Here is an 18,917-nt window from a genome sequence, read left to right on the forward strand (position 1 = left end):
ATTTACTCCTCGGAATGAGGTTTGTTAGATTCTGGGGAAGGGTTGTTAGCTTGAGCTGATGGATTGCCTTCAGGGAATAACCAGCTACTCAATTGCGCCTTCAGCTTCTCGGCTTCATTGCCCGCGCTATCTTTACCAAGTTGGTCAATCGGCGTGAGGTTGAGTTGAACGGTGTAAATATCGCCCCCGTCAATTGGCGGCAGGTTCTCAAGTCGCCTCACATCATTACGACTCATCCAGCCGTTTTGCAGCGCGGTAGTGTAATAAGCTGAACGCCCCGCACTGTCGGCACGCAATAAGCCTTCAACCGAAAACTCCGCATAATATTCATCATCGCTGTCGAGTAGGCAGCGACTGATTTCTTGCTCAATATTGACCAGGAGCGGGCGCAGTGTGTTGGTCAGAAACTGCATATTCATGCCTTCCACACTCGACGCCCAACTGCTCTGTTTATCCGCATGCCCCACCATAAAGGGCGGCACACGAAACCAGCGGCAAATTTCCTCAATACTCCATGATCTGCTTTGTAACAACTGCGCATCTTCGGGGTTCATGGAAATGCCGTTATAGCTCAGGTCATTTTCCAAGATCATCAACTTGCCCGCATTTTCAGAACTGATAAACGCATTCAAGTAGCCGCGCAGCTTTTCACGTTGCTCTTTTGTCAGTGCTGTTTTTGAGGATAAGAAGCCTGATGCCAGCAAGCCATTGCGGAAAATCTTGGCGGCGGTTTCATCGGTGGCAATCGCCGAGCCTAAAATATTACGCCCCATCTGAATGGGCGTGAGTCCAACCACACCATCTAGCCCAAACCCACGAATGTGCATCATATTTTTAACGGGGATTGGTCGATTTTTACCGCCTTGCCCCACGTATTGATAGTCCAATAGCCCATTATCGAGCCGTTTTACTGTCACTGATTGCGGCAATAACGGCTGCAGGGAAACCAACTTTGAGCCGATATACTGCTTTTCAACATAAGCGTTTCCTTGCAAACAAATACTGGCAACCACCATCAACATAAATCGTGACGGGGTCATTTCTGCATTGGGCCGTCGACACAGCACGCGATAAGCGGGATGATCTTTCGCTATCACTCGAGAGCCGTCAGTCTGGTACTGGTAAATCTTTAAGGGTAGCGTTGAAATAGATTCGCTCAACAGACGAATGCATGACCATACAGCAGAGAGCTGTAGTGCCTTGTCTGTTGATACGGATTTTCCACTGCTGCTTAACCCGCCCAGCGCTTTCAATAAATCTTGAGTCTCAATCCCTGCAGGGGGATTTTGCTGACTAGCATTCAACCGCTGCGCTTTGCGTTGTGATTTCCGTCTGGCCATTAGAACCCCACCATAATTGGATTATCAAAGAAACCTTCAATATCTCCATCATTTTCATATTCTTCTTCAGATGCACCAATTGCCATTGCTGAAGCAACAACACCATCAATGCGCCCTGTACTTTTCCTTTTCGCAAATATGCGGTTTTCCTTTTGATCCGCCTCTGTCACTGCTGATGCCGCATTCCACCGTAAACAGGGATTAGCATGGATAATGATGGTCTGGTCATCAATTAACCCTTCAAATAGTTCAATTGAGTGAGGCATCCATAAGCCAGAATCTTTCGCCTTGTAATAACCTTGTCCGTGAGGAACTAAGGGTACCGTGACTGCAGCCTCATCTAATTTAGGCTCTAAGTATTTGATCCTGTATTGGTCAAATGCAATGGCGACTAAATTCACATGTGTTGTTATTTCAGCAATCCGCTCAGCAACAAACTCATATTTAACTGCATTACCAGGAGGGGTATGGATAAAGCCTTTTCTAGCCCATGCATCATAAGGAACGCGGTCAGTTTTAGCTCTATCTAGCAAGGTGTCTTTCGGTGTCCAGAATTCGACATAAAGATGTTTGATTCGTGGAAAATAAAGTGCTAACGCGGTTAAATCTCGTGTTCCTGACAAATCCAGCCCGCCATAACATTCCTCGCCTTGCAAGTCCTCTAATCTGAACGCTTTCTCACAACTCATCCATGTATCACCATTTATCCATGGATTATCAGCATCGACCCACTGACAAAAGTTAAGCCGACGAACAATGCTTTCTTTTGCGGGCATACCTTGAGCTTGTGTAACTTGCTCCCGTAAATAACGGTCAGTAAAGGTATAACCTAAAGAGGGGTTGGCTTTTCCCCAGCACGATTCATCTTTAAAGGGGTCATCCCCCTCATCAAGTGAACAGATATAAGAAAAGAAACTGTCATCTTCAATCGAACCTTCAGCAACTTTTCGACCATATTCATGGTAGTCATAACACACGCTGGTTTTATCATGGCCACTGTTAGTGATCATAAATATCAATGCTTGCCGTCGACCTTTAGTCCCAGCACGCATCATTTCAACAACGTTATTATTTTTATGCTCATGAATTTCATCAATTAATGCGCAATGAGGGCGTGGGCCTGACTGCCCATCGTCAGCACTAATCGGTCGGAAAAATGACCCTGTTTTTAAAAATGCTAAGTTCCATTCTTTACCTGTACCGCCTGATTTGGTGATCCGCTGGCTCAATGCAGGTGATTGGTCAACCATTGCAACTGCATCACGGAACAAAATCATAGCCTGGTCTTTCTTCGTTGCTGCGGCATAAACTTCAGCGCGCGGCTCACTGTCAGCCGTTAAGCAATAAAGACCTACTCCACCTGCTAAGGGTGATTTACCCGAGCCCTTCCCTGACTCAACATACACCATGCGAAAGCGACGAGTGCCATCTTCCATTTGCCAACCAAAAATCGAACCAACCACGAAACATTGCCATGGCAGCAAAATAAAAGGCTTCCCCTCGTGCTCACCACCATTAAGTTTTAGTACCTTTGCAAAGAAACCAATTGCACGCTGAACTGCATCAATATCCCACACTAAACCTCGTTGTTTAGCTTCTTTTAGGTCTTTAAGGTGTCTAGCACAAGCATTTCGAATGTCGGGGCCAGCAAGAATTTTACCGTCATGAACGTCTTGGGCATATTGCGTTGCAGGGTCAACCGAAGTACGCGTTGAGCGGGTCTTCCTCTTCTTCTCCACCATCGATTTTCACCTTTGAGCGAGCAGCCGGAGTCAAACCGAACTCGACTAAATAACTTTTAAAACGGCGATCCGCATCAGCCAACATTGCTACTGCTGGGTGCGCTTTAATCAGAAAATCACCCAATTGGGTTTTTGTTGTATAAGTGCGACCTTCAATCGCTATCGTGTCGCGTAGCTGAAGAATATCAGCGTAGATATCACAAAGCCTTTCCAAAGCCAAAGCGTCTGCAATGGTTAAAACGCCCATACCATCAAGTAGCAAGGTTAATTTTGCCCATGCGATTTTTCCCCAATCCGTTAAGTGCTCGGGTGGGCTTGGAATTTCACGCCGAGGTTTGGGCTCTTTGTCGTTAAGTTTTCGTTTCCCCGGATTACCCGTTACCAATTTCAAGTTGGTCGGTTTCGGGCGTCTTCCTGCCATCGGAACCTCCCAGAAAAAAACTTTTCATTTCGCGGTTGTGCACACGAATGACTACGGTCGGTAATTAAAGGGAAAGTTTTTGAACTTTTTACCCTCCCCTACCGTTATGATTTCATACCGAAACTATTTCAAATGAATATCAGGTGCGTCTGTGACCATTGATTCATGCCACACGAATTCAACATCAACTGAAGCATCTAATGGGTATGTGTTAATGCTTACTTGCTTTTGATTAGACAACATTTGACCATCAACGGTGAGGCAGTAGCCAATCTGTTTACCATGTTTGAACAACTTAGAAATTTTTACTTGCTTAGTTTCTGCCATGTTATTTATTCCAATGTGAATTAGGGTCAAGCGGTATACCATTTTCACTGCAGCCGACGACGACACCACTCTTCTCCATGCGTTGCTTGGTTGAGTTATGGTGGGGATCGCATAAGCTTTGGAAGTTCTTTTTATCCCAGAAGAGCTTTTGGGCTTTAGCTATCCATTCAGCGTCACCAGATGCTAGCGCATCTCGTAATCGGTGCGGGGTTATATGGTCAACGACTGTCGCTGCAGTAATCCGCCCTTGCTCTTTGCACATGACACATAGAGGATTTTCATTGAGAAAGCTAAGCCTGACCTTCGCCCATCTGCCACCGTAGACATTAGGCCGTTTCATTACAACCACCCAGACTTAGCCGATTGCACATCTTGTGATAGTCGATCTATCTGTGCTTGCATGTTTGAAACTTTCAATTCCAGATCTTTGAGCCGCTTTTGTTCCTCAGTTTCTGTTTTGATAGTTTCAGCCTCAACGACAAGACCACTTTTAATTGAATCTGTCATGACTGTCTCCATAAATAAAAAAGCCACCAGCGGCTAACTGATGGCTATTTAGAATATTATCCTAGATGAATTTATATAACTCCGTGGTAGCGAGTGACCACCAGCATTTAAAACATATATAAAATTCTATCAATGCTACTCAACGAATAGCATTTGTAGAATTAAATAAAATTATGTCTCTCCATAAGTCACGCCGCTTCTTCTCCGGTTGCTGACGTTTCAACCTAATGAGTCTACCCAAACTTGGATTCGTTGTTTTTGATTCTCAGTGTGCGCTATCAAGTGAGAGGTTGGTCACAGCTAACACATGAGACAGCGACAACGCCGCGCTTACTTGCCCTATGGAATTACTTTAATTGACCTTTTCTTATTTGCTCTAACGCATCAAGCTGGATGTTTGCCTGTTTAAGATCGGCTAATAAATGGGGTATCCATTCAACCGCCTGACAATATGTTAATTGTCGGGTGGGAGTGAAACCAACACCTGCTGTGTTAATTCGCTTGGGATCGTTGGACAAGGCGCTGGCTCGTAAACTGTATGCGTCATCGAGCACCCCATCAGTAAAATACTGAGGAACAATAAGATCACAAGTTGGCTCTTTTTTAAGAATCGTTCTGTATTCAATGATTTTCTCCTGTGACTCTGCTTTAGACACAATGCCGTTTCGATAAGCGGTACCCGTTATTTGATTAATACGATTGAATTCGAAGGACTGATCAGCAATCAACTTACTTTTTTTGTCATTATCAACTTGAAGCCTATCGTTATCTTTTTTTACCGAAACGTTGCTGTCATAAAGCGTTGTAGCCCACCATCCTAGACCGACAGCCATAAGAAATAACCAGAATGAATTATCTATTTTCATAAGTTCACCTGCTTACCTCGATAGTGATCTAGGGCTTTTTGGCACCGCTTTTCTAAACTGACCTTGTCAGTACTGCAGGTATCGTCTCTGAGTACATATACGCCAGCTGCCAAGTAGATGGGGAATCCGATAATGAAAGCGGATATACATAAGCGAACTCGCCAAGGCATACGGCTTTTTCTACTTCTCGTCTTGTCATTAACCCTTTCCATTTGACGCCCCCAGCATATATCCAGCGTTTAAGTTCATTACATGCGCCAGCTTGGTCACCAGCATTGAGTTTTTTTAGTAGCGTAGAGCGCGAAAAAGCCCCTGTTCCTACGTTATATGTAAATGAGTAGAGTGCCGCCCTAGTGTAATCAGGGATACTAACCTTAATTAAAGGGTTCACAGCCTTAGCGACAATTGCCAAGTCTTTTTCTAACAGCGCTTCACACTCGGCTTTCGTATAAGTTTTTGTGGGGATAATGTCGGAGCCCGTGTGCCCATAACATACGGTAAGAACTCCCACTACATCACGGTAAGGTTTGGACTCATACCCTTCAAACTCTGCAACCATCGCAACAGTTAAGGTCATCAGCCCACCAGCTGCAGCGGCCATTTTTATCTTATTTGGTATTTTTGCCACTGTTAGCCTCTCTTAATTTGAATTCTTTCCGTTTGTAGTACCAATTCACTAAGAAGGTAGCGACAGTACAAATAATCCCGATGAGCACCGCCCATTGGTCTAAAGATAACGCCCCTGCCGCAGTGGTTATTACTCCTAATGCATAAGAAAAGGGGCTTGAGTATTTTTCGTGCATACGCATATCCACCCCCTGCGGAGTGTTCCGATGTTTAGTTAATAGAAAGCCACCAGCAATAGCAGCTAGATTTAGATTAATGAATTTAATCAGTATTTGAGATAAGTTAGAGATTCAGCCCTATGTGACTTACCGAAGGGATGGCTGATTAACTTCGGTGTGAGGAAATTTATGCAATATAGTAATAATTTAGATACTAGCGCGAGATTGTATGCTATTGAATCTGCCCTTGCTTATACAATCACGGCTATATCCCACAAGACCCCATCAGTTAAAAACAATATAATTAATGCGTTGAGATTTGATTCAGATAATAATAATAATTCAGCTACTAAAGAAGCTCTTTTAGCCCTTGCCGCACTCATTGAGTCATTTGAAGTTACACAGAGTTAGCTTCAATAGTACCTCTGACGTTCATGGCACAGCTCGCTTTCGCTTGCATGTCAGTGAGCTGTTTTTCTAATGCTGTTACTCGTTCTTCTAAACTGCGATCCGCTTTTACCTTAGAAATACGGGTAATTCGTGCATTCTTGATGTTTCGACTCATAACTACCTCTCTTAAATAGAAAAAGGCCACCTAAGTGACCTGATATTTTTAAATTAAGCTATTTGAGCATTTTATCTAGTAAGCAATACTCCAAATAAAATCATCGCTCTGTAGTTTATGAGATCCATAATGCACCTCATAGTCCGCACCTAATAACTCAACTTGTTGGTTAGCCTGTTCTTCAGTTGCATAAACACCACTTAAATGCCATGGTGCATACCTGACCACTCCCCAGCCCAAAACCCATCCTTTGTTATCTGGATCTGGTGCTAAATCACTATCTACAAACATTTCTATCTCCTTTTGTTGGGTACCCAGAGATAGATTATTGTATTTATTGTTGATTAGCCAATAGCTTTAACTGAAATTTTCACGTTTTCACTATCTCTATGGGTAGTGGTAATCAAGAGCTCGTCAGAGGTGCAGTTTACATTATATTTTTTATGAAATTCAGCGTTTGACTTACCATAGAGAGTGTCTTTTATAAGCAAGTTACCACCTTGATGCACTTCAAAAGAGACGGAGCCATTAAGCTGCGTCACCGTAACTTGGATTGTTTTCATTTGGTGACCTCTTAAATAGAAAAAGGCCACGCAATGCGCAGCCCTTGGAATAATTTTTGGAATATTTTGTTGTTCGAAATCGCGTTGTGGAGGCATACGCTGAGAGTGTATGCGTTCAGGTTCCCCATGGTGTGTGTGCTTCTATCCTGATAAGTACAGATACCCCATGTAGATTGCTATTTTACTATGATACTCATCAATACTAATTGACATTCAAAGACATCAAGATCTCAAACTATGTTAAAGTGGTAAGCACCAAAGCCTAATGCAACAAGGAGAGATAGTGTATCAATTTTTGATGAATTTTATGTTTAAACATTTCACTGCAAGTAGAGAGATAAAAAAATTAGATAAACAAGAAAAAGCCTTACTTATTTACTTCCTACACGCAAAGTATAAAAAAAGAAAAATCCGCCTATACAAAGATGCCGCTAAGAGATTAATCGAGAAAGAGATTCTGATTGTCGTTGAATCTGAAATAAAGCCTAATACAAAACTAGTAAAAATATCAGATAAATATCTGCCTGCTTTAAAAAAATATTTGTAATCCTTTGTAGCTACCTACGTACTACCAAATAGCGTTCGATATAGGAATCGGTATTCACAATGAAAACCCTACTCGCTTTAATGCCGCTATGAGAAAGATAGAAGCTAGCAAATAGAGTTTTCATCATGGATTGTCATTATTATGACAAAACATCATCCAAATACTGTCTATTTTTTCAGATAGTAGTGCGTCCTCCCCGCCTTCTATAATCGGAAAAGAAAGCAAAGTTAAGCCTTCTGGAGGAGTGTATACTTTAACTATAAAACGCTTAAACCCATCTGGTAAGTTATCCTTGTTAAAGGTAAATACCTCTCCACATATATACCCCAGAACACCACCATTTGAAGTCTTTTTGTTATAAAAATATTCCATGTTTTTAAATTCAGCAGCTTCTGGATAAGCCAATAAATTTGAAACATTGATTTTTGATTGTTCAATGGGGTCAAAGTCAATTGTTTTGGTAATCGAAGCGCCGAATATAAAAGAGATTGCCATTAAAAATAAAGCAATGATACAAACTCCAACCCATGATTTACCTAGATTGATTTTCATACTTAACTACCCTAGTCCAAACATAATTAATATATCCAGAATAGCAAAAAACCCCGCGATTGCGAGGCCTTGAATTGGGTTTAATGCGACTAGGTATAGAATGTCCATTATTAGAAGATAATAAGCCAATTTCGGACAAAATTCAAGTTTTACTATTTATTCGAACAACTCACTTAATCACTCTACTAAATGCTTGTTCCGCCATGCTTTCTTCAATAAAGCACTTACTTGTTAATTTTTCATAGAACGGCTTCCAGTTTCTGCGCCATGTTCTTTCGTTAAGGTCGGGTACTAAATGCTTTATTGCATTATATGCCACAGACGACGGTACACGGTTGAACCCCTTACCAGCACAACGAGGACAATCTTTAAATACGGGCACGCCCTGCTGCTTAGTCTGAATGTCATCTAATACCTTACCCCTCCCTTTACAGCGGCAACGGTGTGCTAGTTGCCCCTTACCGTTACACTCTTGGCACAATTCACCCACTTCTTCATTTTTCGTCCACGGCTCAATAATTACAGTTCCGTCTAGTCTAGTTATACCAGGATGTTTGACTACGTCCTTTCTCTTATAAATAAGACCTTTACCGCTACATGCTGAACATGGAAAAACTGAACCGGCTGAACGGGCATAATCTTCAAATGCCATCTTGGCCAGAATAATTAGACAGTAACCCAACTTTTTACCTGCAGCTTTAGCCACCAGCCTAGGTGTGGTTTTTTTAGCATATTGGGTCAAGGCTTCTACCGTAGAGAACTTATCCTCTTCGCTGATATCATTTTTCGCCAAAAAAGCCGCCATACCGAATTCAGCTTGTGATTCAGTCATGCCTACAGCCGCCATAATATCGGTACCTGTTAAACGGTCTGGGGATGTGCAGCCAGCTAGATTGCCGAATGTCGGTGACTTAGGATGAAAGTTTTTAAGTACATTTTCTAATTTCATGATATCCGCCTCTATCAACCAAAAACACCCAGACCGATAGACCGATCTAGAAATTTAAATAACAAAATGATTTGGCTTCCGTGCTCCCGCTCCCACCCATTTGGATCTTTATGTAACTCGCTGTGGTGAATACGACACAATGGAATAGTGAACAAGTCATGAGCCTTAGTACCCATTCCGCCCTGACCATGACCGATTAGGTGATGTGCATCGTCCGATGTGGCGCCACAAACACAACATGGCTGTGATTTAACCCACTGCAGGTAGTTATCATTAGTCCAGCGCTGTAATTTTGGCTTTAGCATTAGGCTAGCTGGTGGCTCGGGATCGATGGTTAAATTTAACACAGGTTTCGATACCCGTTCATCACCAACTACGCCGCTGAGGTATTGGTCAGAAAGAGAGATAAGGCCTGATGGTTTATGCTTTAGCTCCTCAGGTAAAGTCATGAGCAACATTCTTCCACTGAATGTATTTAAATGTGCTCCTGGTCTAAATACCACGGCGCTAAGCTCAGGAACTGGGATCGGAGTTAATATCCATTGATGGCTCATGCGGCTTGCCCCACTACCATTAATTTGACGAGGTCAGCGCTTTTACTTTCATAGAAGTGCGGTTGAGTTTCTCTTGGGTTATTAGGGCTAGTGATATTTTTACCATAAATTAAGCCTTTAGCAGTGATTGACCAGAATTGCTTGGTTTTATTTGCTCCCTTAGTGCTTGGACGTGATTTTCTTTCAACTAACCCTAATTCAGCCAAACGTTTAAAAGCTGCTTGCGCGGAGATGTTAAGGCCATTCTTGCGGATAAATTCAGTTAATGAATGGGTAGGCCTACTGGAGCCATCCACAGCATCGCTGGGAGCATCAATAGCATATGACGGCATGATGTTTGGTAGTCCAGCAAATTGTTGTAACTTTTGATAGGCGCTCAATTTTGAGCTATTTGATAAATTTAAGGTTTTTGTGGCTGACTCAAGGATTATTATAGCCGCCTTAATTCTTTCGCTTTCTGTATCTATTACTTGCTGCTGCATCACAATGGAGTCGAAAGTACGGATAACTTTTAAGTTAAATGCTGGGCTTATCCACATTGCATAAGAGTAAACCAACTCCTTGCAAACAAAAGTTCCACCGTTGCGCCCCGGAACAGTAATAACAGGCTCGGACATACTACGGGAATTTCCCGTAGTTTCTTTTTTAATCAAATCGATGAGTTGTTGAGTTTCTGGTCTGCGCATAAACTCATGTACTTCAAGGGTTCTGCTTGAGCGTGTTTCACCATCTGCTAGCATTGCTGCCCTCTGAAGGTCGTTCAAACAAAAAAAAGATTCTGAAAATTGGCGTACGCTGACGCCATCAATTACCAATTGGTTCATGATGTATACTCCACAAGTTGTTTTAATTCATCAACCCAGCTTCCGCATATCACTGGATTAACGTACAGGTTATTAGAATACATAGTTTGAGCTATTTTGCACCAATAATTGGATTTTCGTTGTTAAAGTCCGAAACGCTTTTATCTACGGAGCATTCCCGTAGCTGTATTATCAAGGCTTAGGGATGATCGTTATTTCAAATCGACCACCCTTTACTACTTCACACCAAGTGATATCAGCATGCTTTACTTGGTCGTCGTCTTTCCAAATATTTGCATGTGTTAATGCATCAAATGGTGCTTTCAAATAGTTATCAATATCTCTCCTATGGTTGGTTGGTGGGTACATCTTCACGATGACTGACACGTGCTCCGTAATAGCTTTCGGTCTTTTGCGGAGTTGTTCATAAACTGCCGCTATAGCACTTGCTCGAAACCGACGACCTTTCTCACTAATAAGCATCTTGCCGTTGACTGTTCGCCAGCAAGCATTAACACTTGGTGGAAACGGCAAAATTAGCGATATTGTGTTACTCATTCCGATGGGTACCCCTCGTAAATTTCATGCAAATAGCCACGGATTTGTAGCCTGCGAAGGGCTCCATATAAATGATTGCACTCTGCTTGCTTATTCGAATTGAAAGGCTTTTCTGTGTACCATTCGCAATTGCCCGGCCATCCGTGAATTTTAAATACCCGATTGCCTTTTACGTGCAACAAGCCCCACCCAGCGGGAAGGTCTTCAATTTTGATAATATCTGGCGGTGAAATATAAAAACGCCAATCGCCCATCCCAAGATCAGGATTTGCTCTGAATTTCTTTTTCTTATCTGCTAAAAAATCAGAACGACTTACTTTTGCTTCGATTAAGCAACTTGACCCATTTCTGAAGCCAATCGCATCCGGCTGCTCACCTGTGCTGTTAACAGTTTGAAATCTGTCACCGAACGCAACTTTAAAGCCATTTTTATTTAGAAACTTAACAGCTATCTCGCATAATTCAGCATGTGTCATTTTGATACCACCTCATTCCAGATTGCCACCGCTGATGGCTTATCATTTACTGCAGGGCCTTTCGCACCGCAACTATGACAATAAACATAGAACCATGTGCGATATTCGAGAGTTTGAATGTGCAAATCTTCGCTACCGCATTTGCATTGGTGAATTTCTGGCATTTTGTTTTTCACTATCTAACCCCCGCCAGCAATGCATTGAATTTTAATATCAATGGGTTATGCGTTTTCATTAACTCTTTAACATCACACTTAACATGCCGATTTGTTTTTGCTCTATATCTCTTGCTTTTATTATCTAGTTCGACTGTTTTCTCATAAGCATCTTGCTGAAGCACATAAATACTAAAAGCTCCTTCTTTTCTTCCTGTTTTCTTTATCGCTTTAGCTCTGAGCAAAAAATCTATCGTGATTTTTGTATGACTGTTAGATGATGCATATATGCTTCTGATTTTCTTAGTTGTTATTTCGTTACCCGCTTTGAATTCGCTCGCGATTCTTAAATACAAAGGAGTCATACCGCCTCCCCTAAGATTGCTTTGCCTATCTCCATTAAGCGATTTTTTGAGGCATGCGTACCAATTGCTTTTGGCTCTACAAATGGACGCCAGATAAGAAGAATTGAGCCTTTACTATTGCCCTTTTTCTCTTTTCCCGTATTGGGATCAACAAAATTAATACGGCCATCGATAATAGTTCGAACTTCATCAACGCTTTTTAGCGCCAATGAGTACCAGGATGTTGATTTATCCGCTGGCAATAACATCACTATTGGTTGGTTTTGCTTTGTGCATTGTTCCGCAGCTTTAGCGATCCACGGTTTTATCTTACTGTAAGGCGGGTTACACCATATGGCGCCACGACTTACCCAATCACTTTGTAATGCATTCTGTTCTATGGTTAAGAAATATGGACACAAGGCATTTTGCTCATTTGCGGCAGCATCTAACCAAAAACCAAACTCAAGCGTTAAAGCTTCAAATAACCATTGAGGCGTTTGCCAGCAATCCTTATCTTCTGGTGCGGTATTACTTGAATAAACAGCCATTAGATAACGCCTCGCTGCTGGTGGGATTTAACATACTCGCGCATATGCTTATAACGCTGCTGAACTTGAAAATGGTCAGCATGATGGTTTAAGTGGCGAAACTTCCTGCAGGTCACTAAGTCACGACGAGATTGATTCCATCTGTTACGAAGCTTGCGAATAGTGCTCCATTTACGTAGCTGTTTGAACATGGCAATCATGCCTAGCACGTCAACGCCATAGATTGTTTTAGTTTCACTACGCATCATGCTGTCACCTCTTTCGCTGCTAGCTCTGCTGCCTGTTGCCAAATACCTAACCATGCCTTGCGACCTACAAAATCCGACATGTTACGAACACCCTGTTTACCCGCTAATTCAGCTGCGATTTCTTCCGTCCGATTTTTAGGGGTTAACCTAGAACCAATGATCCGTGTGTAAGCATTGTCACGTTCTACCGGATCGATACTTACAGCAACTTCACCAGGCTTGAGCCATTTGCCGTTAACACAGACGGGGCGACCAGCCTCACTCCATTTCTGAGCTTTTTCAAAGTACTCCATGCAGTTTTCAGGGCTAAATAATGTTTTCGGGCGTAGGTAATCACTCATTCTTGAGTCATTTAGCCACTTGGCTGTGATGTAGTCAGTCACCAGAATTAAATCATCTGAGGTGTAATTTTCAGCTAGACGGGCTCTGATATGGCCCATAGTTGTTTTACCATCGCGATAACTTGAGTTAGTGACCTTGTTGAAATGATCTAAAACAGCTTGCGCATGGTCGGGCTCAGCATGAGCCTGACAAAAAGAGTTACTCTCTGTTGTAATCTCTTGTGTATTCTCTGTAGTACTCTCTGTAAGATCAGGGCAATTTGCCCCGTTCGATGAGGTCATTTTGGTACTGTTCGAACGTTTCATTTTGCGCTTATCGATGGGTTCATTTTGACCTGTTCGAGAGGCTTCGGCTGAACTGTTCGATGGGTTCAATTTGACCTCATCGGATAACAACGCATGTTCATAATTTATAGAGTAATAATTTGTGCGGTCATGGGTGCGTTTATTGATTTGCTCAATATTTAATACACCCAATTTTTTTAAATTGTTAAATGCACGCTTAATTGTGGATTCGGAAAAATACGGGAATTGTTCACGCCATTCTTCAATAGTGTTATAAACCCAGCGCCTACCGTCATGATCAACACCTGACGAGGTTTCAGATAGCCAGTATTGAACTTGCTGAAGTAATAAAGCCTCATTCAAGCCCAAGCGAACCGCCAGCTCAGGTATAACAATTTGTGGGCGGGTTTTAAGGAGTAATAAGCTACTCATACAGCCACCTTACTTAACTTCTGTGTAATATTTTTTGAATTGTTCGAGGGGCTCGAAACAGGGGTGCTCATAGTCATCGAGCATGAAAACAACCCGTTGCCTTGGTTTGTCCCACTCAACAACATGGACAATACGACCTCGCTTATCTCGGAAGTAACGATTAAGGTTTTTATGCTTTTCATTGCTCACTAACCTCTCTCCCACTGCGGAAATAGTATTTAGCCCAGCTATCTCTTAGGGCTTTGCTATCTACCAATTGTTGTTCGGTCTGGTAGTTGCCCGACTCGTCAGCTGAGGTTATGATTTCTACATATTGAAACGGACCACATTTCGATACAGGTAAGCATCTAAATTGCTTTTTTGATTGAAATTGGTTTACACTGCTCATGCTAGTTACTCCACACAAGTTGTTATTAGCACCCGACGCCTCGGACCGCATATCTGGGGCGTCAACCTTTCTAGCTATGCTCATCATCGTTTAATCCCATAAACCGTTTTTAATGACTCAATAAACCCTGCAGCGTACCCAAAAACCTTTGCCAACTTGCGTTCTATTGCCTTAATTTCCTCGTCAGTAAGAACGCCATCAGAAATGCTATTTTGAATCAGTACAGATAACGCACCTTGCATAGCGCCAAGATTCATGCGTATTTCAAAAAGTTCGACTGTATCTAAATTCTCAGGCTCGACTTTAGTTGCAGGAACCATTGAGTGACGATCCATGTGATACTCCACCAGCAACTTAGTGCCTGATAACTCTTCCATAGCTTCAAGCTCATCATTTTCAAAGAAACGACAGCCGTTTTTCTCATATAGCTTGTTATTGAAAGTAGTTTCAGAAATACCCAAAGCACCCGCCATCGCTGAACGACCACCAGGGAATGCCTTGCACATTTCTTTCACGACTTCTTTTAATGTTTGTTTGCACATATCTACAATTCCGTTGTTTTGTTGGTAGTTAACTCAGTTAGTTGGTTTTGGTATTTTTAATAGAGCGCCGGATTAAACTTAAGCCCACCTTTAGTTCTGTAATCAGCTTCGATAGCTCTACCTTTGGGTATCAATTGGTTAGGCCTTTTTTTCCATTGATAAAAAGCTTCTGGGCTAATACCGAAAAAATCGGCAGCTTTAGTCCCGCTCCCGAAATATTGTTCAACTTGATTTGTTGTCATAAGACCCCCTTACACTAAGAATACTTAGATAATAAAGCCGAATTTTATGTTGGTCAATAAAAAATAAGATAACTTAGGTTTTTAATGACTAATGGAGAGCTAATGGAAACGGTAGGAGAAAGAATTAAAAAAATGAGAAAAGCATCCAAAACATCCCAGAAAGATTTAGGGAAGTTTTGTGGTGTCTCTGACGTAGCTGTTGGTTACTGGGAAAGAGATCTTAACTTACCCAATGGAGAAGCATTAATTAAGCTGGCAAAATATTTCAATACATCAGAAGCTTACATCCTATATGGTATACCAACTAGAGATGCTGATGCTGTAGTTACTACAATCCAAAGAATACCTGTGCTGTCTTACGTTCAGGCTGGGATGTTTACTGATTACCCACCAGAAGAAATATTTAATGACGACCTAGAATATATTGAAACTAGCATAAAGGTATCGCCTATGGCGTTTTCGTTAATAGTAAAGGGTGATTCGATGACCAACCCATTGGGGATGCCATCAATACCGGAGGGAGCGCATATTATTGTTGACCCGAACGTAGAGCCTATTAGTGGAAAGTTTGTTGTTGCAAGATTATCAGGCTCTAATGAAGTAACCGTTAAAAAATTAGTAATAGATGGTCCGAGTAGATTTTTACTTCCTTTAAACCCCAGATATCCAAGTATCCCTATCAATGGAAACTGTGAAATAGTAGGTGTCGTCAGAAGTGTTCAGTTTGAACTCTAACCCTCCCAAGCAAAAAACCTAAGATTATTTAGATTTTTTATTGACACAACCCCTAAGCTGGATTAGATTTATACCAAAGACAACTTAGGGGGTGCTCAATGCAAACCAATTCAAATGAACCAATCGTTACTTTTAGTGTGCCAATGTCGCAGGATGATGTGCGCGAGTGGATACTAGAAAAAGCCAAACAAATTAATAACCTGCAAAAACTACGCAACGAGCGTGATGAGCTGCAATCTAAACTCGAAAAGCTCGACGAAGAAATTGCAGAGTGCATGGATATGTGTGCAGTTACTGTTAGTGCTTAACTGAATTCAATTGTGTGGAGTACTTAGTATGGGAATGCTTATTTTAACTCGTCGAGTCGGTGAAACTTTAATGATTGGTGATGATATTAAAGTGACTGTTTTGGGTCTGAACGGTAACCAAGTGCGGATTGGTATTGAAGCCCCAAAAGATGTTGCTGTACATCGTGAAGAAATTTATCAGCGTATCTTAGCTGAAAATAGTATTGCCACTGCTAGTGATTGACCCTTGTAGTTTTTGGCGGTGTTGTGCCGCCCTTTTTCATAATACATAAGGCCACTGATATTCAGTGTTCATACTAGGTAAATATATTCATTATTTGTCAGTGTTCTTATTTATTGTGTGGAGTTAATTATATTTGAGGATATCTCATGAGTGTTTTTAATGTTAAAAACCTAATTATTTATCGGATAACCCGCGATATTGATTTTAATAATATCGAAGAGCAGTTATCAAATTTAAAATATGAGCCTTGTGGTTCACTTGATATGCAACGTTTTGGTTTTATTCCACCGCTTGGCATTGGTAATTCTGATTGTTTGACTCATAAAGTTAATGACCAGATGCTTATTTCTCTTTTTAAAGAAGAGAAAGTGATACCAACTCCTGTTATCAATAATGAGTTAAATAAAAAGATTGAGAAGCTAGAAGCGGATCAGGGCAGAAAATTAAAGAAAACTGAACGCCAAACCATTACAGATGAAGTTATTCAGGAGCTCCTACCTCGTGCATTCTCTAAGTATGCCCGTTTCGATGTGTGGGTTAATCTTACTGATGGATTTATTGCTGCGTTAGTACCGTCACACCGACGTGCTGAAGAGTGTTTTGCGATGATTCGCAAAGCTATAGGCTCCCTACCAGTAGTACCAGTAACAATGAAAGACCCTATTGAATTAACGCTAACAGAATGGGTTAGAAACGGGCAGTTATCAAAAGGCTTTGTATTTGGTGAGCAATCCGAAATGAAGGCCATACTTGAAGAAGGTGGAATTGCCAAATATACAAAACAAGACTTAAATTCTGATGAAATTCAAACGAATATTGAAGCGGGTAAATTAGTCACTAAATTATCCTTAGTTTATGAAGATAGAGTTACATTCTGTATTGATGATAGTTTTGTTTTATCTAAGCTTAAATTTGACTCTGCGTTTTTAGAATCTAATGATGATATCGAACGAGAAGATTATAACCAACGCTTTGATGCTGATTTCTTCTTAATTATTTCGGAATTAAATATTTTAATAAAAGCATTAATTGATTCACTTGGCGGCGAAGCCAAGCTTTAAATAATTTAATCAACACCAAGGAATTTAATTCTCTTTATTAAGAGACGAACTCTTATTATCTAAATATTGCGTGGAGTATTAATTATGCCGAAAGGAAAAAATATTATTGCTGATAGCTTGGCAAATGATATCGCTAAACATTGTTCTGAGTTTGAAAAATCCCCCGAGTATGCAGAAATGATCCGTACTCATGTTAAAAGTCTTTATGAAAAAGCAATTAAAGATACTTTTAGCTGGGGAGATTTTCCTGACCGAGTTAAAAAAGCCCTTGAATCAGCACTTCCTGAAAATATTAGTGAAGTAGTCGACCTACCTAAATATAACCTATTAATGGCTAAAGAGCTTTCTAGCCAATGGGAAATGAATGGTGTCAGCGAGCAAATGGTTAACGGCATGAAAGATTTGGTATTGAAATTTATCAAATCACATGAAATTCCAAAATATATCAAAGCATCTGACCTTTGGAAGGCATACGTAGATCAATATCAAGAAGAAGCGGCTCATGAGGGCTGGGGAAGACCACTAGTGGTTATTTCCGAGGGAGAATATACATGGGAAAAAGGATTTTTTCATATCGGCTTGGAGAAAGAGCCAGCTAGCGACTCTTCATACAGCCATAGAAGCAAAGAAAAATATCATCAGTGCGATACCTACCTTAGCTTCCATCAAAAAACCACTAGAGAAATGCGTGAAGACGTAGCAGTTATGCATGATGGGTATCCAGTTTACAGCCTATACGCTGGTGAGCTTGAATACCATGACACGCTTGGTAAGCAAGTTGTTCAGTTCCGTTCTGAGTTTGAGCGCCTTGTTGGTGCGCTTTATTACGGCGGTAGCCTGTTAGTTTTAGATGAATCTGACGCTGATGAGATTTATTACAACAACGATTATTCATAACCAGGGTGTTAATTATGCAACTTAGCCAAATTAATTTAATTTCCGCTATTTCTACTGAAATAGAAAAACAAATACCCGGCATACCTGCTGAACCTCGTTATATGAATGCCATTATTAAAGCTGCAACATTGGTTTGTGAAGAATTCAAAAAGCCGCTTGTTAAAGCTTCTGAAGGTATGGGGCTTGCTGCGTGGCTTGCTAGTGATGATGTAGGGGCGAGTTCAAAATATATGGCTTCCGTTCTTTCTGGTCAATTTAGCGCTCAACATCATTACCCTTGGGATGGTGCTGATTTAGGCCGCTGTATTCGATTACTAGAAGCCGTACCTGAACTAGCAAGCCAATTACATGAAATGAAAGCATGTTCACCTCAGTGGTCTGCTGTTATCGATAATTGGGTTAAATGGAAAGAGCTTTACGATGCTGGTGAAGGTACAAAACTTTATCAAGAAATGAAATTAACTTACAAATCATTAAGGGGCTTGCCATGAAAACTCTACATGGACGCTGCATTCGTCGCTGTAAATTACAATTCAATCGGTTATTTGCCAAAATGAATTAAAAAAATACCGCCATGACGGAGGCGGTAAGGGAATCTTGATGAGTGATC

At 41.2% G+C, this 18,917-nt stretch carries 34 protein-coding genes; 8 read left to right on the forward strand and 26 right to left on the reverse strand.

Translation table 11 applies throughout. The features are described 5' to 3' along the window. Nucleotides 1-2: 2 nt before the first annotated feature. The 9 genes from P3L44_RS12380 to P3L44_RS12420 form a co-directional block, all read right to left on the reverse strand. Nucleotides 3-1,340 carry a phage portal protein gene (locus P3L44_RS12380; protein ID WP_272661529.1) on the reverse strand — a complete coding sequence of 446 codons (1,338 nt, stop codon included), beginning with the start codon at nt 1,338-1,340 and terminating at the stop codon, nt 3-5. Then, nucleotides 1,340-3,082 (reverse strand): terminase large subunit, encoded by a 1,743-nt coding sequence (locus tag P3L44_RS12385; protein WP_247047111.1) that lies wholly within the window; start codon nt 3,080-3,082, stop codon nt 1,340-1,342. The genes P3L44_RS12380 and P3L44_RS12385 overlap by 1 nt, the downstream gene beginning before the upstream one ends. Further along, nucleotides 3,036-3,503: a phage terminase small subunit P27 family gene (locus P3L44_RS12390; RefSeq protein WP_071548472.1), complete on the reverse strand. Its 468-nt coding sequence runs from the start codon at nt 3,501-3,503 to the stop codon at nt 3,036-3,038. Before P3L44_RS12390 ends, P3L44_RS12385 begins: the two co-directional genes overlap by 47 nt. A 123-nt stretch (nt 3,504-3,626) precedes the next feature. Further along, nucleotides 3,627-3,830, reverse strand: a complete 204-nt coding sequence (locus P3L44_RS12395; RefSeq protein ID WP_272661528.1) for a hypothetical protein — start codon at nt 3,828-3,830, stop codon at nt 3,627-3,629. A gap of 1 nt (nt 3,831) precedes the next feature. Beyond that, entirely contained in the window at nt 3,832-4,170 is a 339-nt protein-coding gene (locus P3L44_RS12400; RefSeq protein ID WP_272661527.1) for an HNH endonuclease signature motif containing protein, read from the reverse strand. Further along, nucleotides 4,170-4,337 carry a hypothetical protein gene (locus P3L44_RS12405; protein ID WP_272661526.1) on the reverse strand — a complete coding sequence of 56 codons (168 nt, stop codon included), beginning with the start codon at nt 4,335-4,337 and terminating at the stop codon, nt 4,170-4,172. Before P3L44_RS12405 ends, P3L44_RS12400 begins: the two co-directional genes overlap by 1 nt. A gap of 347 nt (nt 4,338-4,684) precedes the next feature. Next, on the reverse strand, nt 4,685-5,203 hold the full coding sequence (locus P3L44_RS12410) for a hypothetical protein (RefSeq protein WP_272661525.1): 519 nt from the start codon (nt 5,201-5,203) through the stop codon (nt 4,685-4,687). 52 nt (nt 5,204-5,255) lie between these two features. Beyond that, the gene (locus tag P3L44_RS12415; protein WP_112308322.1) at nt 5,256-5,831 is read right to left on the reverse strand and encodes a lysozyme; all 576 of its coding nucleotides are present in this window, start codon (nt 5,829-5,831) and stop codon (nt 5,256-5,258) included. Next, on the reverse strand, nt 5,812-6,012 hold the full coding sequence (locus P3L44_RS12420; RefSeq protein WP_109913315.1) for a phage holin family protein: 201 nt from the start codon (nt 6,010-6,012) through the stop codon (nt 5,812-5,814). Before P3L44_RS12420 ends, P3L44_RS12415 begins: the two co-directional genes overlap by 20 nt. Before the next feature lie 165 nt (nt 6,013-6,177). On the opposite strand from P3L44_RS12420, the gene P3L44_RS12425 reads away from it, so the two are divergent. After that, a complete protein-coding gene (locus tag P3L44_RS12425; RefSeq protein ID WP_272661524.1) occupies nt 6,178-6,399 on the forward strand; it encodes a hypothetical protein in 222 nt (73 codons plus the stop codon). On the opposite strand, the gene P3L44_RS12430 is transcribed toward P3L44_RS12425, so the two are convergent. From P3L44_RS12430 to P3L44_RS12440, 3 genes are all read right to left on the reverse strand, one after another. Further along, the gene (locus P3L44_RS12430) at nt 6,386-6,553 is read right to left on the reverse strand and encodes a hypothetical protein (RefSeq protein ID WP_272661523.1); all 168 of its coding nucleotides are present in this window, start codon (nt 6,551-6,553) and stop codon (nt 6,386-6,388) included. The genes P3L44_RS12425 and P3L44_RS12430 overlap by 14 nt on opposite strands. A gap of 75 nt (nt 6,554-6,628) precedes the next feature. Next, complete coding sequence (locus tag P3L44_RS12435) at nt 6,629-6,844, reverse strand: hypothetical protein (RefSeq protein ID WP_166685803.1); 216 nt, start codon at nt 6,842-6,844, stop codon at nt 6,629-6,631. 53 nt (nt 6,845-6,897) lie between these two features. Further along, nucleotides 6,898-7,116, reverse strand: coding sequence for a hypothetical protein (locus tag P3L44_RS12440; protein WP_272661522.1), 219 nt, complete (start codon nt 7,114-7,116; stop codon nt 6,898-6,900). A 283-nt stretch (nt 7,117-7,399) separates the two neighbouring features. On the opposite strand from P3L44_RS12440, the gene P3L44_RS12445 reads away from it, so the two are divergent. Beyond that, on the forward strand, nt 7,400-7,663 hold the full coding sequence (locus P3L44_RS12445) for a hypothetical protein (RefSeq protein ID WP_222960250.1): 264 nt from the start codon (nt 7,400-7,402) through the stop codon (nt 7,661-7,663). A gap of 123 nt (nt 7,664-7,786) precedes the next feature. On the opposite strand, the gene P3L44_RS12450 is transcribed toward P3L44_RS12445, so the two are convergent. The 14 genes from P3L44_RS12450 to P3L44_RS12515 all read right to left on the reverse strand — a co-directional run bounded on the left by P3L44_RS12450 (nt 7,787) and on the right by P3L44_RS12515 (nt 15,083). Further along, on the reverse strand, nt 7,787-8,215 hold the full coding sequence (locus tag P3L44_RS12450; protein WP_272661521.1) for a hypothetical protein: 429 nt from the start codon (nt 8,213-8,215) through the stop codon (nt 7,787-7,789). A 169-nt stretch (nt 8,216-8,384) separates the two neighbouring features. Beyond that, nucleotides 8,385-9,164, reverse strand: coding sequence for an antitermination protein (locus P3L44_RS12455; RefSeq protein WP_272661520.1), 780 nt, complete (start codon nt 9,162-9,164; stop codon nt 8,385-8,387). 14 nt (nt 9,165-9,178) lie between these two features. After that, on the reverse strand, nt 9,179-9,718 hold the full coding sequence (locus P3L44_RS22145; RefSeq protein ID WP_272661519.1) for a DUF968 domain-containing protein: 540 nt from the start codon (nt 9,716-9,718) through the stop codon (nt 9,179-9,181). Beyond that, nucleotides 9,715-10,542: a KilA-N domain-containing protein gene (locus tag P3L44_RS12465; protein WP_227528794.1), complete on the reverse strand. Its 828-nt coding sequence runs from the start codon at nt 10,540-10,542 to the stop codon at nt 9,715-9,717. Before P3L44_RS12465 ends, P3L44_RS22145 begins: the two co-directional genes overlap by 4 nt. 171 nt (nt 10,543-10,713) lie before the next feature. Beyond that, a complete protein-coding gene (locus tag P3L44_RS12470) occupies nt 10,714-11,079 on the reverse strand; it encodes a RusA family crossover junction endodeoxyribonuclease (RefSeq protein ID WP_272661518.1) in 366 nt (121 codons plus the stop codon). After that, nucleotides 11,076-11,561 (reverse strand): hypothetical protein, encoded by a 486-nt coding sequence (locus P3L44_RS12475; RefSeq protein ID WP_094961271.1) that lies wholly within the window; start codon nt 11,559-11,561, stop codon nt 11,076-11,078. The genes P3L44_RS12470 and P3L44_RS12475 overlap by 4 nt, the downstream gene beginning before the upstream one ends. Then, nucleotides 11,552-11,731: a hypothetical protein gene (locus P3L44_RS12480; RefSeq protein WP_094961270.1), complete on the reverse strand. Its 180-nt coding sequence runs from the start codon at nt 11,729-11,731 to the stop codon at nt 11,552-11,554. Before P3L44_RS12480 ends, P3L44_RS12475 begins: the two co-directional genes overlap by 10 nt. Next, nucleotides 11,731-12,075 (reverse strand): hypothetical protein, encoded by a 345-nt coding sequence (locus P3L44_RS12485; RefSeq protein WP_140170624.1) that lies wholly within the window; start codon nt 12,073-12,075, stop codon nt 11,731-11,733. Before P3L44_RS12485 ends, P3L44_RS12480 begins: the two co-directional genes overlap by 1 nt. Further along, a complete protein-coding gene (locus tag P3L44_RS12490) occupies nt 12,072-12,605 on the reverse strand; it encodes a phage N-6-adenine-methyltransferase (protein WP_272540132.1) in 534 nt (177 codons plus the stop codon). The genes P3L44_RS12485 and P3L44_RS12490 overlap by 4 nt, the downstream gene beginning before the upstream one ends. Beyond that, nucleotides 12,605-12,853 carry a hypothetical protein gene (locus P3L44_RS12495; RefSeq protein ID WP_272661517.1) on the reverse strand — a complete coding sequence of 83 codons (249 nt, stop codon included), beginning with the start codon at nt 12,851-12,853 and terminating at the stop codon, nt 12,605-12,607. Before P3L44_RS12495 ends, P3L44_RS12490 begins: the two co-directional genes overlap by 1 nt. Next, on the reverse strand, nt 12,850-13,911 hold the full coding sequence (locus P3L44_RS12500) for a conserved phage C-terminal domain-containing protein (protein ID WP_272661516.1): 1,062 nt from the start codon (nt 13,909-13,911) through the stop codon (nt 12,850-12,852). Before P3L44_RS12500 ends, P3L44_RS12495 begins: the two co-directional genes overlap by 4 nt. Nucleotides 13,912-13,920: 9 nt before the next feature. After that, on the reverse strand, nt 13,921-14,100 hold the full coding sequence (locus tag P3L44_RS12505) for a DUF4222 domain-containing protein (protein ID WP_071548505.1): 180 nt from the start codon (nt 14,098-14,100) through the stop codon (nt 13,921-13,923). Nucleotides 14,101-14,382: 282 nt separating this feature from the next. Beyond that, on the reverse strand, nt 14,383-14,841 hold the full coding sequence (locus P3L44_RS12510; protein WP_272661515.1) for a YmfL family putative regulatory protein: 459 nt from the start codon (nt 14,839-14,841) through the stop codon (nt 14,383-14,385). Between the two features lie 56 nt (nt 14,842-14,897). Next, on the reverse strand, nt 14,898-15,083 hold the full coding sequence (locus P3L44_RS12515; protein ID WP_071548508.1) for a Cro/CI family transcriptional regulator: 186 nt from the start codon (nt 15,081-15,083) through the stop codon (nt 14,898-14,900). Between the two features lie 102 nt (nt 15,084-15,185). Between P3L44_RS12515 and P3L44_RS12520 the strand changes: the two genes are divergently transcribed. The 6 genes from P3L44_RS12520 to P3L44_RS12545 all read left to right on the forward strand — a co-directional run bounded on the left by P3L44_RS12520 (nt 15,186) and on the right by P3L44_RS12545 (nt 18,798). Then, nucleotides 15,186-15,818, forward strand: a complete 633-nt coding sequence (locus P3L44_RS12520; protein WP_272661514.1) for a LexA family protein — start codon at nt 15,186-15,188, stop codon at nt 15,816-15,818. A gap of 98 nt (nt 15,819-15,916) precedes the next feature. Next, nucleotides 15,917-16,126: a hypothetical protein gene (locus P3L44_RS12525; protein ID WP_094962334.1), complete on the forward strand. Its 210-nt coding sequence runs from the start codon at nt 15,917-15,919 to the stop codon at nt 16,124-16,126. Between the two features lie 34 nt (nt 16,127-16,160). Beyond that, the gene (csrA, locus tag P3L44_RS12530) at nt 16,161-16,349 is read left to right on the forward strand and encodes a carbon storage regulator CsrA (protein WP_071548870.1); all 189 of its coding nucleotides are present in this window, start codon (nt 16,161-16,163) and stop codon (nt 16,347-16,349) included. Between the two features lie 146 nt (nt 16,350-16,495). After that, the gene (rdgC, locus tag P3L44_RS12535; RefSeq protein ID WP_272661513.1) at nt 16,496-17,410 is read left to right on the forward strand and encodes a recombination-associated protein RdgC; all 915 of its coding nucleotides are present in this window, start codon (nt 16,496-16,498) and stop codon (nt 17,408-17,410) included. 84 nt (nt 17,411-17,494) lie between these two features. Next, nucleotides 17,495-18,307: a hypothetical protein gene (locus P3L44_RS12540; RefSeq protein ID WP_272661512.1), complete on the forward strand. Its 813-nt coding sequence runs from the start codon at nt 17,495-17,497 to the stop codon at nt 18,305-18,307. A 14-nt stretch (nt 18,308-18,321) separates the two neighbouring features. After that, nucleotides 18,322-18,798 (forward strand): hypothetical protein, encoded by a 477-nt coding sequence (locus tag P3L44_RS12545; protein WP_272661511.1) that lies wholly within the window; start codon nt 18,322-18,324, stop codon nt 18,796-18,798. Nucleotides 18,799-18,917 lie beyond the last annotated feature (119 nt).

Source organism: Providencia sp. PROV175 (assembly GCF_032707045.1).
GTDB classification, from domain to species: domain Bacteria; phylum Pseudomonadota; class Gammaproteobacteria; order Enterobacterales; family Enterobacteriaceae; genus Providencia; species Providencia hangzhouensis.

Excerpts from the sequence above, each read along its gene's own strand:
- P3L44_RS12380 (WP_272661529.1), bottom strand. The coding sequence starts at position 1,340 with ATGGCCAGACGGAAATCACAACGCAAAGCGCAGCGGTTGAATGCTAGT.
- P3L44_RS12385 (WP_247047111.1), bottom strand. The coding sequence starts at position 3,082 with ATGGTGGAGAAGAAGAGGAAGACCCGCTCAACGCGTACTTCGGTTGAC.
- P3L44_RS12390 (WP_071548472.1), bottom strand. The coding sequence starts at position 3,503 with ATGGCAGGAAGACGCCCGAAACCGACCAACTTGAAATTGGTAACGGGT.
- P3L44_RS12395 (WP_272661528.1), bottom strand. The coding sequence starts at position 3,830 with ATGGCAGAAACTAAGCAAGTAAAAATTTCTAAGTTGTTCAAACATGGT.
- P3L44_RS12400 (WP_272661527.1), bottom strand. The coding sequence starts at position 4,170 with ATGAAACGGCCTAATGTCTACGGTGGCAGATGGGCGAAGGTCAGGCTT.
- P3L44_RS12405 (WP_272661526.1), bottom strand. The coding sequence starts at position 4,337 with ATGACAGATTCAATTAAAAGTGGTCTTGTCGTTGAGGCTGAAACTATC.
- P3L44_RS12410 (WP_272661525.1), bottom strand. The coding sequence starts at position 5,203 with ATGAAAATAGATAATTCATTCTGGTTATTTCTTATGGCTGTCGGTCTA.
- P3L44_RS12420 (WP_109913315.1), bottom strand. The coding sequence starts at position 6,012 with ATGCGTATGCACGAAAAATACTCAAGCCCCTTTTCTTATGCATTAGGA.
- P3L44_RS12425 (WP_272661524.1), top strand. The coding sequence starts at position 6,178 with ATGCAATATAGTAATAATTTAGATACTAGCGCGAGATTGTATGCTATT.
- P3L44_RS12430 (WP_272661523.1), bottom strand. The coding sequence starts at position 6,553 with ATGAGTCGAAACATCAAGAATGCACGAATTACCCGTATTTCTAAGGTA.
- P3L44_RS12435 (WP_166685803.1), bottom strand. The coding sequence starts at position 6,844 with ATGTTTGTAGATAGTGATTTAGCACCAGATCCAGATAACAAAGGATGG.
- P3L44_RS12440 (WP_272661522.1), bottom strand. The coding sequence starts at position 7,116 with ATGAAAACAATCCAAGTTACGGTGACGCAGCTTAATGGCTCCGTCTCT.
- P3L44_RS12450 (WP_272661521.1), bottom strand. The coding sequence starts at position 8,215 with ATGAAAATCAATCTAGGTAAATCATGGGTTGGAGTTTGTATCATTGCT.
- P3L44_RS12455 (WP_272661520.1), bottom strand. The coding sequence starts at position 9,164 with ATGAAATTAGAAAATGTACTTAAAAACTTTCATCCTAAGTCACCGACA.
- P3L44_RS22145 (WP_272661519.1), bottom strand. The coding sequence starts at position 9,718 with ATGAGCCATCAATGGATATTAACTCCGATCCCAGTTCCTGAGCTTAGC.
- P3L44_RS12465 (WP_227528794.1), bottom strand. The coding sequence starts at position 10,542 with ATGAACCAATTGGTAATTGATGGCGTCAGCGTACGCCAATTTTCAGAA.
- P3L44_RS12470 (WP_272661518.1), bottom strand. The coding sequence starts at position 11,079 with ATGAGTAACACAATATCGCTAATTTTGCCGTTTCCACCAAGTGTTAAT.
- P3L44_RS12485 (WP_140170624.1), bottom strand. The coding sequence starts at position 12,075 with ATGACTCCTTTGTATTTAAGAATCGCGAGCGAATTCAAAGCGGGTAAC.
- P3L44_RS12490 (WP_272540132.1), bottom strand. The coding sequence starts at position 12,605 with ATGGCTGTTTATTCAAGTAATACCGCACCAGAAGATAAGGATTGCTGG.
- P3L44_RS12495 (WP_272661517.1), bottom strand. The coding sequence starts at position 12,853 with ATGATGCGTAGTGAAACTAAAACAATCTATGGCGTTGACGTGCTAGGC.
- P3L44_RS12500 (WP_272661516.1), bottom strand. The coding sequence starts at position 13,911 with ATGAGTAGCTTATTACTCCTTAAAACCCGCCCACAAATTGTTATACCT.
- P3L44_RS12510 (WP_272661515.1), bottom strand. The coding sequence starts at position 14,841 with ATGTGCAAACAAACATTAAAAGAAGTCGTGAAAGAAATGTGCAAGGCA.
- P3L44_RS12515 (WP_071548508.1), bottom strand. The coding sequence starts at position 15,083 with ATGACAACAAATCAAGTTGAACAATATTTCGGGAGCGGGACTAAAGCT.
- P3L44_RS12520 (WP_272661514.1), top strand. The coding sequence starts at position 15,186 with ATGGAAACGGTAGGAGAAAGAATTAAAAAAATGAGAAAAGCATCCAAA.
- P3L44_RS12525 (WP_094962334.1), top strand. The coding sequence starts at position 15,917 with ATGCAAACCAATTCAAATGAACCAATCGTTACTTTTAGTGTGCCAATG.
- csrA (WP_071548870.1), top strand. The coding sequence starts at position 16,161 with ATGCTTATTTTAACTCGTCGAGTCGGTGAAACTTTAATGATTGGTGAT.
- rdgC (WP_272661513.1), top strand. The coding sequence starts at position 16,496 with ATGAGTGTTTTTAATGTTAAAAACCTAATTATTTATCGGATAACCCGC.
- P3L44_RS12540 (WP_272661512.1), top strand. The coding sequence starts at position 17,495 with ATGCCGAAAGGAAAAAATATTATTGCTGATAGCTTGGCAAATGATATC.
- P3L44_RS12545 (WP_272661511.1), top strand. The coding sequence starts at position 18,322 with ATGCAACTTAGCCAAATTAATTTAATTTCCGCTATTTCTACTGAAATA.